The 16973-nt window shown below is 34.5% G+C and carries 13 protein-coding genes and 1 pseudogene; 3 read left to right on the plus strand and 11 right to left on the minus strand.

Features of this window, described 5'->3' with window-relative positions; translation table 11 throughout:
• The first annotated feature begins 265 nt into the window (after nucleotides 1-265).
• Nucleotides 266-1024 (plus strand): SH3 domain-containing protein, encoded by a 759-nt coding sequence (locus GX308_01975; protein NLK20861.1) that lies wholly within the window; start codon nucleotides 266-268, stop codon nucleotides 1022-1024.
• Between the two features lie 11 nt (nucleotides 1025-1035).
• Here GX308_01975 and GX308_01980 read toward each other — a convergent pair whose 3' ends face one another.
• The 3 genes from GX308_01980 to GX308_01990 form a co-directional block, all read right to left on the minus strand.
• Nucleotides 1036-2169 (minus strand): hypothetical protein, encoded by a 1134-nt coding sequence (locus GX308_01980; GenBank protein NLK20862.1) that lies wholly within the window; start codon nucleotides 2167-2169, stop codon nucleotides 1036-1038.
• 21 nt (nucleotides 2170-2190) lie between these two features.
• A complete protein-coding gene (locus tag GX308_01985) occupies nucleotides 2191-3726 on the minus strand; it encodes a M1 family metallopeptidase (protein ID NLK20863.1) in 1536 nt (511 codons plus the stop codon).
• Nucleotides 3727-3801: 75 nt separating this feature from the next.
• Nucleotides 3802-4497 carry a hypothetical protein gene (locus GX308_01990; GenBank protein NLK20864.1) on the minus strand — a complete coding sequence of 232 codons (696 nt, stop codon included), beginning with the start codon at nucleotides 4495-4497 and terminating at the stop codon, nucleotides 3802-3804.
• A gap of 333 nt (nucleotides 4498-4830) precedes the next feature.
• Between GX308_01990 and pepF the strand changes: the two genes are divergently transcribed.
• Entirely contained in the window at nucleotides 4831-6636 is a 1806-nt protein-coding gene (gene pepF / locus GX308_01995; GenBank protein ID NLK20865.1) for an oligoendopeptidase F, read from the plus strand.
• 21 nt (nucleotides 6637-6657) lie between these two features.
• On the opposite strand, the gene GX308_02000 is transcribed toward pepF, so the two are convergent.
• Nucleotides 6658-7851 carry a LysM peptidoglycan-binding domain-containing protein gene (locus GX308_02000; protein ID NLK20866.1) on the minus strand — a complete coding sequence of 398 codons (1194 nt, stop codon included), beginning with the start codon at nucleotides 7849-7851 and terminating at the stop codon, nucleotides 6658-6660.
• Here GX308_02000 and yyaC point away from each other — a divergent pair.
• Entirely contained in the window at nucleotides 7785-8663 is an 879-nt protein-coding gene (yyaC, locus tag GX308_02005; GenBank protein NLK20867.1) for a spore protease YyaC, read from the plus strand. The two genes, GX308_02000 and yyaC, sit on opposite strands and share 67 nt — an antisense overlap.
• Here yyaC and eam read toward each other — a convergent pair.
• From eam to GX308_02040, 7 genes and pseudogenes are all read right to left on the minus strand, one after another.
• Nucleotides 8660-9883, minus strand: a complete 1224-nt coding sequence (gene eam, locus GX308_02010; protein ID NLK20868.1) for a glutamate 2,3-aminomutase — start codon at nucleotides 9881-9883, stop codon at nucleotides 8660-8662. The two genes, yyaC and eam, sit on opposite strands and share 4 nt — an antisense overlap.
• A 128-nt stretch (nucleotides 9884-10011) precedes the next feature.
• Entirely contained in the window at nucleotides 10012-10524 is a 513-nt protein-coding gene (locus tag GX308_02015) for a transcription repressor NadR (GenBank protein ID NLK20869.1), read from the minus strand.
• A gap of 61 nt (nucleotides 10525-10585) precedes the next feature.
• Entirely contained in the window at nucleotides 10586-11929 is a 1344-nt protein-coding gene (locus GX308_02020; GenBank protein ID NLK20870.1) for a glucose-6-phosphate isomerase, read from the minus strand.
• A gap of 102 nt (nucleotides 11930-12031) precedes the next feature.
• A complete protein-coding gene (pdaA, locus tag GX308_02025; GenBank protein NLK20871.1) occupies nucleotides 12032-12952 on the minus strand; it encodes a delta-lactam-biosynthetic de-N-acetylase in 921 nt (306 codons plus the stop codon).
• A 176-nt stretch (nucleotides 12953-13128) separates the two neighbouring features.
• A pseudogene (locus GX308_02030) lies at nucleotides 13129-15374 on the minus strand (pyruvate synthase).
• A 12-nt stretch (nucleotides 15375-15386) separates the two neighbouring features.
• Nucleotides 15387-16469 carry a 4Fe-4S binding protein gene (locus tag GX308_02035; protein ID NLK20872.1) on the minus strand — a complete coding sequence of 361 codons (1083 nt, stop codon included), beginning with the start codon at nucleotides 16467-16469 and terminating at the stop codon, nucleotides 15387-15389.
• Between the two features lie 70 nt (nucleotides 16470-16539).
• Nucleotides 16540-16884: a hypothetical protein gene (locus GX308_02040; protein ID NLK20873.1), complete on the minus strand. Its 345-nt coding sequence runs from the start codon at nucleotides 16882-16884 to the stop codon at nucleotides 16540-16542.
• Nucleotides 16885-16973: the final 89 nt, after the last annotated feature.

Genomic DNA, 16973 nt, shown 5'->3' on the forward strand with positions numbered 1-16973 from the left:
GGGGCATTTGCCCCATAATATTTTTTTGAGGATTTTGGGTAGACATATATGGAGAGGATGTAGGAAAGGGCTGCTGAAAATACATATTATGTACCTCCTATCTTTTTTATCTTGTTTGTTCTTATTTATATATTTATTCCCAAGCTAGTTTTTTATGATGAATTTTTAACTTTATAAAATTTAATCATTTTTTAGCATAAAATGATTATAAACTACAAATAATGTATATAAGTGATTACTTTATTGAATAAAAGGATGTGACTTCATGAGAAAACGGTTTAGGCTCTTATTTCCTATTTTAGTTTTAGTTAGCTTTTGTGTAACGGCAATCTCCTCCATGCCCGTTAGTGCCAATAAATACAGCACTTTTAAATGGGCCTCTGTTAAACAGGTAGAAATTACAGCCTACAGTCTTAATGTAAGAACTGGTCCTGGGATTTCTTATCCTGTGGTATCTCGTCTGAAAAAAGGGCAAATTGTAAATGTCTTGGGCTCTTTAAATGATTGGTATATTGTTCACCTACCCAATGATTCTATTGGGGTGATCACCAATAAGTTTACAAAGGCATACACCTACAATTCTGCAAAAGAAGACTCTGTGGAAACAAATACTATACCCACTTTAGCTACTTCTAATGACGATATGGCTCAAAAGGAAGAAATCATGTTGGATTATATTAATATAGAAAGAAATCAGCTTGGACTTCCATCCTATGTAATGGATATGGAGCTTTCTAATATTGCTTCTATAAAAGCAAAGGATATGGCTGAAAACAATTACTTTAGTCATATTTCTCCAACCCATGGCACACCTTTTGAAATGATGAAGCAATTTGGCATATCTTATAAGATTGCTGGGGAAAACATTGCTGCTCATAGCTCAGTTAAAAATGCCCATGATTCTTTTATGGGGAGTCCCGGACATAAAGCTAATGTACTCAATAAAAATTATGATAAAATCGGTATAGGAATCGCTCCAGATAAGAAATATGGTTATATCTATGTTCAATTATTTAAAAAGTAGGGCTATATGCCCTACATTTTTTTAAATAATTGATCTAGTTTATTTAATAACATGAAGTTTCCTCTAACCTTTAATTGCCCCGTCATAAATCCTTTTTGGGCTGATAATTTACCCTTTAGGATATCTATCCATATATCCTCATTCATTATCATGACTATATCGGCATTCTCATTAACTCCCTCAAAATAGGTACATTCTCCATTTTCAATACGAATATAGGATTCAAAACCTTCTGCTCCTTTAATATTAAACTGAAAAACTCCTTTAAATTCTGCTGCAAGATGGGGTTGAAAGTAATGACAAAGATTTTTTGTCATTTGTTTACATGTTTTTTTATTTTCAACTACAGCTTTTGTTGATGGTTTTTGATATATTCCATAGGAGTTTATATCTTTATTATTACCACCTAATTGTTCTTTAAAAAAGTCGGCAAGTTCTTCTATATCTTTTGCCTGTTCCTCGGTAAATTGTTCAAAATTAACCGATTTAATTTCAACTTTTTCCTCTGGATTATCGGTTTTTACGACTATTGGGGGTGCCCAAGGGGTTATCTTACTTTCATTAGATTCTGATATTCCCTTTTTGTTGATAGACTCAATGTAACTTCTGTTATTATCACTGCTAGGAAGTCTAAGTCTTTGCTGTCTAGATATTCGATAGAAATCTTCTATTCTTTTTTCGATAGTTTCCTTTATATCTTCTATTTCTTTTGAATCCTTTGTATATAAAGGGATTCTGCCTCCCTCTACCCCTCCTAGCATCTCCCATGCCCTTAGAATGTATTCTGCTGCTTCTCTCTCACCAATAGAATCCGATATAGCAATGGCAAAGCCCTGCTTATTCTTAAGTGATTCTTTATAGTTTGGATTGACTAAATTATCTAAGAACACTTTTATTATTCCCGTTGGTGCCATCAAAATTACCTTCGTGGCAAAAATAACTGCATCGGCTTCTTTTATTTTTTGGGTAATTTGTTTTATGTCTTTTTTATTTCCTTTGTTGTAGTAATCTATATTATAGTGGTCTAAAATTATCTCTTCCACTTCTACATTAAGTTCCTTTAAGGTATCTGAAACAACCTTTATAACAAGATTAAGTATGTTTTCTTTTTTATTGACTCCCCCATAAATTATCACTGCTTTCATATTTCCACCCCTTTTATGAAATTAAAATTCAGGAAGTTCTTCTGACCTCATCCATTTATAGAAGAATATTTTCAAAGAGGTACCATGTACTTCTTCTGCCGTATCGCAAAATCCACCTATATCTACATTTCTAAATGCATATTTTTCGTAATATGTTTTTAGGAACTCGTTAAATTTTTTGTCCCCCATTTTTTTCTTAAGGGCATGTATCATCAGTTTTCCCCTAGTATAGTGAATATTATAATAGGATTCCCAGTTAGAAAATGCACTTAAATTGCTATATAGACTGGTTTCCCTCATAGGTTCCATCAAAATTGTAAGTTCTTGTCTTTTTTTATCCATTGTCTTATCTATATCCTTTTCCGAAAGATATATATATTGTTCAAGATAGGTAACTAGTGCCTCGTCTAGCCAAGGCTCCTTTGCCTGATTATTGCCAATTATATTATAAAACCATTGATGACCTATTGCATGGGTAATGCTTGTAGGATTTTCTATCCCCCTTATTATCCTAGAATCTATTAAGATAAAGGTTGGGTATTCAATGCTAGTAGGGGAAAAAAGTTCTCCTTCTACAATATCTAGTTCAGAATAGGGATACGAACCTATAGTCTTGCTAAAATATCCTAAAGACATTTCTGCCGTCTTAAGTATCCTTTTCGTATCTATATTTTTGCTGGTATGATATAAATTAATATTAATACCCTCTTCAGTTTCTATAGATGCCTTATTAAATTCTTCACTTATACCTAGAGCAAAATCCCTTACCATTTTAGCTTCCACCGTTGTTTTTTTATCGTTTTCCATTATTATTTCTTCTTCTTCCCCTGTCGCAACAACTAGATAATCCTTTGGGGTTGTGATGGTTACTTTGTAATTTGCTATATCGGTATAAAAAGAATCCCCTACCGGATAGTACACTCCCTTATTCCAGCCATTTTCATCATATACTGCTATTGTAGGAAGAAAGTTTCCCATCCATAAGGTTTTATCATTAGCTCCAATTCTATAGGCAATTTGAGGAATCTTCCCTTTAAATTGTATGATAATTTCCGTAGCCTCTTTAACCTCCACAGGTTCTCTTGGTGTAATCTCTAAAAGGGTTTCGCTTTCATTAAAGATAACCTCTTCGTTGTTAATAAGCACTGACTCGATTTTTATGAATCCTTCATCAAAACCTCTTTTGTGTATTTCATCTTCATACTCTAAAAGATATGGCTTTATTTTGCTATTTTTTTTAAATGCATTAAGATATAAATTAAAGTATAGTATTCCTAATGGCTTCTCGGTTTGATTTGTATATTGTATTTTTTGAATCCCTTCAAAAGTTCTTTCCTTAGGATTTATTTTTAAATCCACAATATACTTATTATAAACGGCTAAGTCCCTACCCTTATTTTCTACTTTCAAAGCCTTTTCATTACTATTTGGTAGTTCCTCATTTAAAATAACAACTACAGGCTCTTTATCTTTATCTATTTCCTTATAGCACCCTATTTGAACTAGTGCTATACATATAATCATGATAAAAGCCTTCATTCTCTCTATAGCTGACATAATTGTTTCCCCCTAAACAACTATTGCGTTTCAAGCTTATTATCATATATTTTTTCTAAATTGTAAAGTAATTCATTAGCCAAGGTATTTTTGGGCTTCTTTTAAGTAACAGGTTTTTATATCTTCAATTTCCCAGTAAGTAAAAAATAATCTTCTTGTCATTTTAAGGTGAAGGATGTCACCTTTTCGAAGGTATGGTACTAAACTTTCGTCTAAGAGTACTTTTGCGTATCTGCCTGTGGGCTTTTTCTTTATGGTTATGGAGCAGTCCGGAAAAATATCTATTACTTCAAAATATCCCTGTTCAAAAACTCCGTTTTTTTCTTTCATACTCTTTTTGTATTTGTTTTGTCTATAACATCTTAAATCAATAATTAGAGGGTCGATACTAAGTACAGGGTTTCCTACAAACTTTGAAAATGCCTTTGATAAATGAATAATACGAATAAATTCATCCATAAATTTATCTACGGGGATAAATGTATTTAGTTCCTCTAGCTTATATTTTGACTTTAAGTATGTAAAATATTTTTGGATAGAAGGGAAAAGAAAATAGAGCTTTTCTTCGGATAGCATTTTATTTTTCTTTGGAAGCCAGTATAAGAAAAATTCATCAAAAAATCTCCTATCTAAATCTTCAATTTCTAATCCAGGCTCCATCTCCCTACAATATTCCCTTAGTAAATTAATACATTTAATGTCTTTAGGTTTCTCTGTAGGCGAAGGATTTACATAAGAAATGTAATCTTCAATAGTTTGTAATACTGTCATATATTCCACCATCCTATTTGTTCTATCTACTGTTTATTCTTAACTTTATCCGGTGAAATATACATTACTAAAAATCAAAACATAAAAAAACACCGAATGGGGACATTCGGCGTTTGGAGATAAGAAACGGGGTTTTCTTATCTAAAAGATATAAATGACATATGTGAATAATAAAATGTTATCAACATGTTATCCACATAGTTATCCACAGCAATACTATACCATGTCTTTTAAACTTAGTCAACTATTTTTATACTTATGCATAAAAATCAGGGTATAATACATATGAAACTAAATAAATATATTATAATATACTATGAAAGGAGTTTTATTATGGTTAAAACTAAATTAAAGTCTCTTCCTTCGAGGAATGAGCTGGATAAAAACTTCATATGGAAAATTGAAGATCTCTACCCCTCCGATAAGGACTGTAAAAACGATATGCTTCAGCTAGAAAGTTCTTTTGATAAACTATCCAAATTTCAAAACAAATTGGGTGACTCTTCCGATAATCTTTTATCTTGTTTAATTCTAAATGATGAATTATCCCAGATTATTGAAAAAATCTATGTATATTCCCATATGAAATTACATGAAGATACCTCTAGTAGCATTTACCAAGCTTTATCCGATGGAGCCAAATCTCTATCTATTAAGTTTTCTGCTATAGCTTCTTTTATTATTCCCGAAATATTACTGATTCCTGAGGATACTTTATATAGGTATATCAACGAAAATGAAAGTCTTAAACTTTACACCCATTTTCTCCATGATTTATTAAGACAAAAAGAGCATATTCTTTCTAAGAAAGAGGAAGAACTTTTAGCTAGAGTATCTGAAATAGGGGGAACCCCTCAAAGTATTTTCACCATGCTTAATGATGCGGATATGAATTTCCCTCCTATTAAAGGCGAAGATGGAAGTGATATTGAAGTAACTAAGGGGAGATTTGTTAATCTAATGGAAAACCTCAATAGGGATATTAGAAAGGCAGCCTTTAACTCTCTATATTCCAGTTATATTAATCAAAAAAATACCTTAGCAGCCATATATAATGGAAGTGTCAAAAAAGATGCCTTTTTTGCCACTACACGAGGGTACCCTTCTTCCCTAGAGGCATCTCTTTTTGCCGATAATATCCCCCTTGAGGTATATACCAATTTAATAGACACTGTTCATTCTAATATACATCTCATGCATAGATATGTATCCCTTAGAAAAAAACTTTTAAATCTTGATGAACTTCATATGTATGATTTATATACCCCCATTGTTCCTGATATAGATATGAAGATACCTTATGAAGAAGCCATCAAAATAGTTAAAGAAGGGTTGGCTCCCCTAGGAGATGACTACATTAAAATACTCCATAAGGGACTTTTTGGAGGCTGGATTGATGTATATGAAAATAAAGGTAAAAGAAGCGGGGCCTATTCCTGGGGAGCATATGGGACCCACCCTTATGTTCTTTTAAATTACCAAGATAATATTAATAATTTATTTACCTTGGCCCATGAAATGGGACATGCGCTTCACTCCTATTATTCAGATGAAGCTCAGCCCTATATTTATGCCCAGTATCCCATTTTTCTTGCTGAAGTAGCTTCTACCGTAAATGAATCCCTACTTATGCAGCATCTGTTAAATAATACCACGGATAAAAATAAAAAGGCTTATCTTATCAATCACTTCATGGAGCAATTTAGGGGAACTTTATTTCGCCAAACTATGTTTGCAGAATTTGAAAAGATTACCCATGAGATGTGGGAAAGGGGGGAAGCCTTAACCGTGGATAGCCTTTGCGAAGTATATAAAAATCTAAATATAAAATACTACGGACCTGATATTATTATAGATTCTGAGATTAGCTTTGAATGGGCAAGAATCCCCCATTTTTATAATGCTTTTTATGTATACAAGTATGCTACAGGGTATTCTGCAGCCATTGCCCTATCTGATGGAATCCTAAATAATAAAGCAGGATCCCTAGATAGTTATCTTACCTTCCTAAAAAGCGGTGGTTCCGATTATCCCATCAATATTTTAGAAAGGGCAGGAGTTGACATGAAAAGCCCCGAACCCATAAAAAAAGCTTTAAAAGTCTTTGAAGGATTGCTGGTTGAAATGGAAAAAATGTAGGAGATATCTCCTACATTTTTATCATAGAGGGGGAAGCTTTAAGACTTGTCCCTCATAGATTTTATTTGGACTTTCTAATTCATTAAAGTCTACTATCTTATTTACTACCTCTGTGGTTTTGTAATGATTGTAACATATTCTATTTAAGTTATCCCCCCTTTGTACCGTATAAGTATCAAAATCATTTTCTTTAACTGTTTCCTCAGTTTCTTGTATTATAGACTCTTCTTTTATTTCTTCTATAACCATCCTTTCTTCTGTGGACATTGATTCTTCTGAAAGCTCTATGTCCTCTAGAACTTCTTTATGTGTATCCGCAGGGACTATTTCTTCTGTTTCAGCAAAGACTACTTGAACATTTTCATGGCTTAGTTGGGTCAGAAGGCTTGTATAACTAGAATCTATACTGTCTAATTCATTTTCTAATTTGGCCAATCTATCCCTATGCTGAATCAATCCAACTGCCATAGTGACACACATTAAAAATAATACAATACTTAATGCCGTTACTAGGTTATAAATCTTTTTATTTTGTATTTCTTGTTTCCTCATTTTATCTTTCTTTCTAAAATGCATTACCACATCTTCTTTTTCATCATTTAACTCCTCGTTAGAAGCTCCTACTTTATGATTGACCATGTATTCTTGCATCCGTTCGTTCTTATCATAATACATGTAATAGCCTTCTGCCGATTTTATTTCTTCTTCATCCCATATGAAAAATGCTTCTGCATTTTCTATAGGGTCGATAATCATAAAGGATTGATAGGATTCCCTAAAATAATCCTGATGAATACGGATATCCTGGGTTGTAAGAAAAATACCATATCCAGGTTGTGTATGCATCCATCCCATAAGTTCGCAATCTGGAAAGTACCTATTTATCTTCTTTTGCATTTCCTTAATTTGAGGTTCTGTAACCAAAACCTCTCCTTCACAGAATAAATCCTCAAATTGTATAGCGCCGCTAATAATTGCAGCCTTTTTACCTAGCTCCTCGGTATAGTATCCTACCAAAGCCGCGCCCTTTTCTTCCCCGCGATTTGTTTTAGCATATTGGTATAAGTATGTGTACACATAGTCTTCTAGATAAATATTTAGACCTTTTGGCTCCTCCCCTATTAATTTTGCATTCTCTAGAAAGGTAAATGTATTATTTTGATTCTCTTTTAGTTCATCCCCACAATCTGGAGGTCCGTAAAAAAACTCACTCATATTTCATCCCCCTCGTACATATATTACCATTTCGAATATATATTACCATATACTTTTTATACTTTTTAGTAATTTATGTCGAAGGATTCCTTTTTTTTATCTTCTTTTTTCACCAAAAAACAGCATTCATCTTAGACTTGAAATATATTCCACCTATATATTTATTAAGATATGGAATACTAAAAATAACTATTCTCTCAAAAGGTGGTAATTTCGTGCAGCTTTCCCAAAAGAAAAAAATATCTCAAACCTATATAAAGGTAAATAAAACCCAGTCACTTAGGGAATTTACAACTAGTTTTTATGACTATTTTTCAAAAAAAATACCCCTGCATGATGGTGTTGTTATTTTATGTATCGGTACGGATAGGGCGACAGGGGATAGCTTAGGACCCCTCATAGGCTATAAATTAAAATATATGTCTTATCCCAATGTATTTGTTTATGGAACCCTAGATGACCCTGTCCACGCTAAAAACTTACAAGAAACTCTTAAATTAATTGATAAAAATCACAGTAATCCTTTAATTATTGCTATCGATGCATGTCTTGGTAAAATGGAGCACATAGGGTATATCACCTTAGGCGAGGGCTCGATAAAACCCGGTGCTGGAGTCCAAAAGGAACTGCCTTCCGTAGGGGACTTATTTATAACCGGTATAGTTAATTTTAGCGGATTCATGGATATGCTTGTTTTGCAAAATACTAGGCTATCCATCGTCATGCAAATGGCAGATGTGATTTCCTCCGGCATTAAGCATGGCCTATGGAAACATTATAATAAACTAGATAATCAATTGACTTCTTATTAATTAGGGTAATCTACAACTTCTCCCTCCCAGGTACGGAGCTTGATGCTCTCTTCTCCCCATGAGAGAATATAATTAGGCAGTATTGGTGTTTTCCCTTTTCCTTTTGGGGCATTGATTATGTACGTAGGTACCGCCAATCCTGAGGTATAACCCCTTAGTTTTTCCATAATTTCCATTCCTTTTTGGACCTTTACTTTAAAATGACCCGTACCTACAACTTCTTTCGGGTGAAAAATATAATAGGGTTTTATCCTTATCTTCAAAAGTTCTTGATTTAACTTTTTCATTATATAGGCATCGTCATTAATTCCCTTTAGGAGAACTGCTTGATTCCCGAGTACTACCCCCGCCGAGCAAAGCTTATCTGTAGCCTCTTTAGCCTCCTTAGTCACTTCTATGGGATGATTAAAATGTGTATTAAAATAAATCGGTGGGAATTTTTCAAGAAGACTACACAACTCGTCGGTTATTCTTTGGGGCATGGTGACTGGGGTTCTACTGCCTATCCTTATAATTTCTATATGGGGAATTTCATGAAGTTCCGATAATATCCAATGGAGTCTTTTGTCAGAAAGCAAAAGGGCATCCCCCCCTGTTATTAGGATATCCCGAAGTTCCTTTTGACTTTTTATATATTCTATACAGTTTTTTAAGTCCTCCTGGGGTAAATGTAAATCCTGTTGACCTATACATCGTCTTCTTTGGCAGTGCCTACAATACATGGCGCATTGATTGGTTACTTTTATTATAAGCCTATCGGGATATCTCCTTGTTATCCCTTCCACTGGGGAAGTATATTCTTCCCCCATGGGATCTTTTTCTCCTGCTTCTACCATCTCCTCAATAGAAGGAATAGCCTGTCTTCTTATTGGGCAGTTGGCATCATTGGAATCCATTAAACTAGCGTAATAAGGCGAAATAGCCCATCTATATTTTTTCCCTATTGATTTTATTTGGATACTTTCTTCCTCTGAAATATTTAATATTCGTTTAAGGATTTCTATATCTGATATACGATTATTAACCTGCCACTTCCAATCATCCCACTCCTTATTTGTGGCTCCTAAAATACTCATAATTCGTTTTTTATTTTCTTGTATCTCATCTTCCCTATTAAAGCCAGTCCTTATTAACTCCTTTTTATCAGAATAATCTTTTATCCTACTTTTTAATATCTCTGCTCTTTCTAGAGATATATTTCTTATGCCTCTTTTATCCATATCATCACCCTTGTAGTATTATTTGTAAATTAATTATAACACTATAAAAGTGACAACTCAATTATAAAATAAGTTTGTCTGTATGTTTTTGGATAAATAAAATAAAAAAGACGTTTTAACGTCTTATATTATTCAACCAAATATCCCTTTTCTCTTAAATTACATTCTATTTCATCCAATATTTTTTCAGTCTTTGCCTCTATCGTATGCATATGTATCCTATTAGTAAGCCTTAAAAGTGGCACTGTTTCATTTTTTTTCATTATTTCCATAAATTCCTTTAAGTCTCTTCTAGATTCTATCATCAAGTCAGCAGTTATTTCACCATAAATTGGATGCTCTATAATCACGTCTATAATGCTTCCTCCAAGGTCCACTATGGCAGTTAATTCATTTTCTATTTTTTCTTTCTCATGTTGTACTGTTACAACTCTTTTATGGGTACTACCTTTTTCTATATAATATATATATCCCCTAGCAGTAGACATAATATTTATATTTTCTGCTCTTAAAAGGGCAATATCTTGAACTATTATTTGCCTACTAACGTTTAACTTTTCTGCTAAGTAGCTACCGCTTAAGGGAATCTTAGACTCTTTCAATAGTTTTATTATCTCTTGTTTTCTTTGTTCTTTTGTCATAAAATACCCCCTTTTTTATAGGGTGGCAAGTAGCCACCCACATGTTTTATAGTATCTTAAACTACTTTATCCTTTTTAATAATTCATTTCTTAATTCTTTATATCCTGGTTTCCCAAGTAATGCAAACATATTATTTTTATATGCCTCTACTCCTGGCTGGTCAAAAGGATTAACTCCTAAGATATAACCACTTATACCACAAGCTTTTTCAAAGAAGTATAAAAGTTTTCCGATATAGTATTCATTTATTTCAGGAATATTTATAACTAGATTAGGAACTCCCCCATCTACATGAGCAAGAAGGGTACCCTGGAAAGCCTTTTTATTTACAAAATCCATTGTCTCTCCAGCAAGATAATTTAGCCCATCTAAATCTTCCTTCTCTGATTCTAATGTGATATCCTCTCGGGGTGTTTCTACATTTAGTACGGTCTCAAAAAGACTCCTTCTTCCATCTTGAATATATTGTCCTAAGGAATGAAGATCTGTCGAAAAGTCAACTGCTGCAGGGAATATTCCTTTATTGTCTTTCCCTTCGCTCTCCCCATAAAGCTGTTTCCACCATTCGGATATATAATGAAGGGCAGGCTCATAATTAACTAGTATTTCATTTTGTTTTCCTTTTCTATATAAAATATTACGGATTAAGGCATATTGGTAAGCTGAGTTGTTTTCAAATCCTTCTTTAGAATACTCCTCTCTTCCATCCTTTGCCCCTTCCATAAGTTTGTCGATATCTATACCTGAAGTAGCAATAGGCAAAAGTCCAACAGGCGTTAGTACTGTAAAACGACCTCCTACATCATCAGGAATGATAAAAGTTTCATATCCCTCTTCTTCTGCCAGTTTTCTAAGGGCTCCTTTTTCCTTATCGGTGGTAGCAAAAATTCTTTCTCTTGCTCCTTCTTTTCCATATCTTTCTTCTAGGTATTTCTTAAATATTCTAAAAGCAATCCCAGGTTCCGTTGTTGTCCCGGATTTGGAAATTACATTTACACTAATATCTTTTCCTTCTATGAGCTCTAATAGATGTTTTACATATGTACCACTTATATTATTTCCTACAAAATATATTTCTGGAGTTTGTCTTTTTTCTTTTGGAAGCATATTATAAAAAGAATGACTAAGTCCTTCTATCACAGCCCTAGCCCCTAAATAAGAGCCCCCGATACCTATAACTATCAATACATCTGAATGTTTTTTGATTCTTTCTGCTGCCTGCTTTACCCTATCAAATTCCTCTTTATCATACTCTAAAGGAAGGTCAATCCATCCTAAAAAATCATTTCCTGCCCCTGATTTTTCATGAAGCATTTTGTGGGCACCCTCTAACTGCCATTTTGAATGCTGTATTTCTTCATTAGAAATACCTGCATTAGTATAGTCAAATACTATGTTTTTCATCTTGTTCCTCCTTATACTTCCTTGATTATTTTTAAATTTTACGTAAAAAGTATACCATTTCTTATTCAAGTTTTAAACCCAAAACTTTATTGTATCTTAATTTTATAATTCATCTAAAGAAGCAAAGCTATACCCTTGTTCCCTTAAATATTCAATGATATCTCCTAATGCTTCAGTATTGGATGAAGATACCGCATGGAGAAGAATAATTGCGCCATTATGATGATTGAGTGCTACATGAGAAAAAGCTTCTTTTTTTCCCGGTTGATTATTAACATCCCAATCCAAGTATGCCATGCTCCAAAAAATTGTTTTATATCCTAAATCTTTTGTAATATGCAAAGTTCTCTCGCTATATTCTCCGGCTGGGGGCCTAAAATATAAGGGCATATCGGTTTTTGTTATTTCTTTAAAATATCTAGCTGTTTCATTTATTTCGTACTCTATCTCTTCTTTGTTTTTATCAGGGAGTCTTGGGTGAGTTACACTGTGATTACCCACTATATGCCCCTCTTCAACCATTCTTTTTACTAGTTCTTGCTGGCTTTTTATGTAAGGTTTTGTAACGAAGAAAGCTGCTTTTACTTTATGTTCTTTTAGTATATCTAGTATTTTACCCGTGTATCCATTTTCATAACCTTCGTCAAAGGTTAAGTATATCCTTTTTTCCCTAGTGTTGCCCAAATAGTAAGTATCGTATTTTACAATATCTATTTCTCCTTGGGCTCCTGGGGGAAGATTCTGGGTGTTTCTTTTAAACCACCATGATTTTAAATCGTTAGAAAGGGTATTACTTTTTTCTATATCTGTAGTTTTATATACCTGTCTTTCTACTTCTTTTTGGGGTTCTTCTTTCACTTTTTCAGGTTTTTCTAGTTCCTTTTTAGGTTCTAAAGATCGTTTATCTTCCTTAGCTTCTAAAATCGTTTTCTCTTCTTCTTTAGACTTTTCTTCCTTTTTAGAGGACTGTTCTAACCTTTGTTCTATAGGGGTTTCTAATGGCTCTTTTATAGATTCCTCCATAGGTATATTTTTAGAATAACACCCTACTAAAACACTAGAGGTAAGTATTACCGCCAAAAATATCTTGTTATTCATAGCATCGTCTCCTTTGTGTATACCCCTATCTATCACAAAGATATTATAGCATATAAACACAAAACTTTGTCAAAAAACCAACTCTTGCGAGTTGGTTTTCTTTATAAAAGTGGGCTTTCGTGACAAGCTTTAAGCCTTTCCCATCTTCTATTTATTTCTTCTTGTATACTTTCTACTATATCAGAGTATTCGGGCTTTACCATATGTTTTGTTCTTCCCATCATCTTTAGCCAATCGATAACAGGTATTTTTTTATTTCGTGCTTCAGGATCATAAGTTATAGTAGTTATACCCTCTTCTATCTCATATAATGGATGGTAACAGCTATTTACAGCTGCATCTATCACACTTCTTTCGTATCTTGGGTTGTCATTCCAGTTAAGAGGACAAGCTGAAAGTGCTTTAACAAATGCCAGACCATATTCATTGGCATATTTTTGGGCCTTAGCTGCCTTTTTGATAAAATCTGTTGGATGGCTTTCTGCTACGGTTGCTACATAGGGGATATTAGTGGCTGCTAAAATCTGGGCTGTATCTTTATGGAAGGTTGCTTTTCCCTTTTGGGATTTACCAACATGGGAAGTTGAACTTTTTGCTCCTTTTGGAGTGGTATAGGATAGTTGATATCCCGTGTTCATATATCCACCATTATCATATTCCATTATTATCATTCTGTGGTTTCTAAGGGCCGCTCCTATGGCAGGTCCCATACCTATATCAAGACCTCCATCCCCACTCACCATTACAAAGGTAAAATTATCTCCCTTGGGTATTTCGCCTCTTCTTTGCTTTTCATGGAACATTTCTACTAATCCAGATAGGGTGGCAGCTCCATTTTGGAATAAATTATGGACAAAGCTTACCCTAAAAGAAGTCTTAGGGTATGGTGAGGTAACAACATATCCACAACCTGTTTGGAATAAGAGAACAACTTCCCCTTCAATTCCCCTAAGAAGCATATTTACGTTAACAGGTATTCCACATCCCGGACAGGCTCCATGGCCTGATACCCATCTTTTTGGCATTGCTGTTGAGTCTTTTACGATTCCACCTTTAACCTTCATTCTTCCTGTTTCTTCATCTACAGTAACCGTTGTTAACCCTGGACGAGCTTTATCCCCTATAATAGGGTCGAAGTATTCTTGTACCTCATAACCGTCTTTTCCCTCATAATGACCAAAGTAATCGAATCTTTTATCGACTTTACCTTTTTGGGCTATATCGTGGGCCTTACTTAACATCTCTGCTCCCTCTTCGATATAAAAATCCCTGCCACTTAAACCATATATAAAACTCGAAACCTCTATATTTGCTTTATAATCCTGTAGGGCTGCCTTTAGTTCAAGGGTCATATTCCCTCCCTGAGCACCATAGCTATCTTGCCTATCTGCCACTATAATGGATTTTACATTTTTACAGATATTATAAAGTTCCTCCTTAGGAAATGGTCTTAATACATTAGAAGTAAATACCCCTACCTTCTTTCCTTCTTCTCTTAATTTATCTACTGCCAATCTTGCAGTATCATAACTAGATCCGAGGATAAATAATGCAGCTTCGGCATCGTCCATCATATAACCTTCTACCATATTGTATGTACGGCCGGTTAGTTCTTCATATTCTTTAAAAACTTGAGGTATTACGGTCCTTGCCTCTTCCATAGCCAGGTGAAGCTGATATTTATTATTGAGTACATCGGGTTCATTCATGTAGCTACCAATAGCCACAGGGTTTTCCTTATCAAGAGCAGTGTATTCCAATGTCAATTCTCCTAGGAAGTCTTGAACATCTTTATCTTTAGCAATAAGGTGGGTCTTTCTTTTTTGATGACTGGTAAAAAATCCGTCAAAGGCAACAATAATGGGGAGTTTAACTTTTTCTGCAATCTTAGGGGCACAAATATTAAAATCGTATACTCTTTGGGGGTCCTTTGCAAATAATATAATCCACCCTGTATTAAGGGCATACATAATATCACTATGATCCCCTTTTATGGAAAGGGGGCCTGATATAGTTCTGCAGGCTACATTTAAGACCATGGGGAAACGAGTTCCTACTGAACGGGAAGCTGTTCTAATGAGAATAATAAACCATTGGCGGAGGTAGCATTAAATACCCTTCCTCCCCCTACTGAGGCTCCATAACAGATTCCTGCGGCCCCGTGTTCTCCATCTGCAGGAACCATAACAACATCATGTTCTCCCTCTGCCTTTAGAAGATCTAGGTGTTCTGCTATTTGGGTCGATGGGGTAATTGGGTAATAACCCATTACATGATAATTTATTTGTTTAGCTGCATATGCAGCCAGTTCATTTCCACTTTCGAATACGACTTTCTGTTCTACCATAGTGCTGCCTCCTTAATCTAATTCGTTAGTTGTATAGGATTCGGAACGCATCCAAGAGTTAGGACCTACATCTTCAAATTCCATTTTATCTAGTTTTAATTCTTGGTTGCGAACATGGGTCTTCCAAATGTCTACATCTTTTTCCATCCCTGCAGATAAGGCATCTGTCGGACATGCTTCAACACAACGAAGGCATCCTTTACAGTGATGATAATCAGGCCCTAGATTAACCATGGAAGGTTTGCCCTTATACTCTCCTAATACAAATTGGTACACCATATCAGGACAGGTGGAATCACACATACCGCAATTGATACAATACTCCTTTTTAAATATGGGAATATAACCTTCCCGGCTTGCCGATAAATCATTACTTATGGTACTGCCATAAAGGGGATTAATGCCTCCGATAGGGGCATTGTCATAGCCCCATTCCCTTTTAACCTCTTTGTATTCTTGGTAAGGATATTTCCCATCGTCTTCGTATTTCTTAGTTGTTACATTATTATATCCTTTTTCAAGTCCTTCTAAATTCCCCTTAAGGGCTACAGGATATTTCTTACCTATAGTATCTTCTACTATCTCTTTTAGGGATTCTAAGGGGATAAATCCAGATGCCTTAGCAATTGCACCAAGCATTATCATATTCACTCTAGTTTTAGCTTCCATTGCAAGATTAAGGGCATTCACACATACTAAGGTCCCTGCATGCATTTTAAGCCTGTCCCTTATGGCATCAGGAGCTTCATCGGTATTAACTACTACTGTTGTATCAGGACCTACCCCTGCCATAACAGGGATTTTGCCTGCTAACCTTTCATGGAAAAGTCCTAATAAATGAGGGGTTTCTATAGGACTATTTAATCTTATTTCTTGGTCGGAATTGCACCAGCGTATGTAGGATTTAACTGGGGTGCCCCTTTTTTCAGAACCATAACTTGCAAAAGTAGAGCTGTTAAGTCCTAAATAAATTGCCCCTAGCTCTCCCAATATCTTACCGCTTAAGTTTGCTCCTAATCCCCCTATACTTTCTAGACGGATTTCATAAAAGCCGTGTTCGTTGGTTACAGGTAATTTGACCTTTAAAGTTTCCATAAGATTCCTCCTAGACTACTTTACTTTAGTAGTTTAATTCTTTACCTAGTATTATCCTTCATTTGTGAATTTATACTCCTTTTTCTTCTCTATAAAACTGTTGTATGAGCCATTCTATTTCCTCATCTTTCATATCTGTCTCGACATTATTTTTTTCTTTTTCTTCCCCATAAATACTGAACGATTTAGATTTTCCTTCTTTGAAAATATCATGTTCCATAGAAACCCTTTGCATACTTGGTAAATAGGAATTATCTAGATACTCTTCAATCTCAATAAATAAGAGATTTCTTTTTTCCGGTAGAGCCAGTATCATTTCCAGTCCTATTAAAAAAATGAAGGAAGCCGTCCCACCTATAAGGGGATAAAAAGGGCTATCAATCTTTTCAGATACCAATATGAATGTGGCAAGCAATCCCAAAAAAAGAGTAAGTATTTCAGTTTTTGATATGATTTGTTCCCAATAGTAAATAGGAATAAAAAAATTCTTTGCTTGTTGTAACT

Origin of the sequence: Candidatus Epulonipiscium sp., from assembly GCA_012519205.1 — a bacterium.
In the GTDB taxonomy this organism is placed as follows: Bacteria; Bacillota; Clostridia; order Lachnospirales; family Defluviitaleaceae; genus JAAYQR01.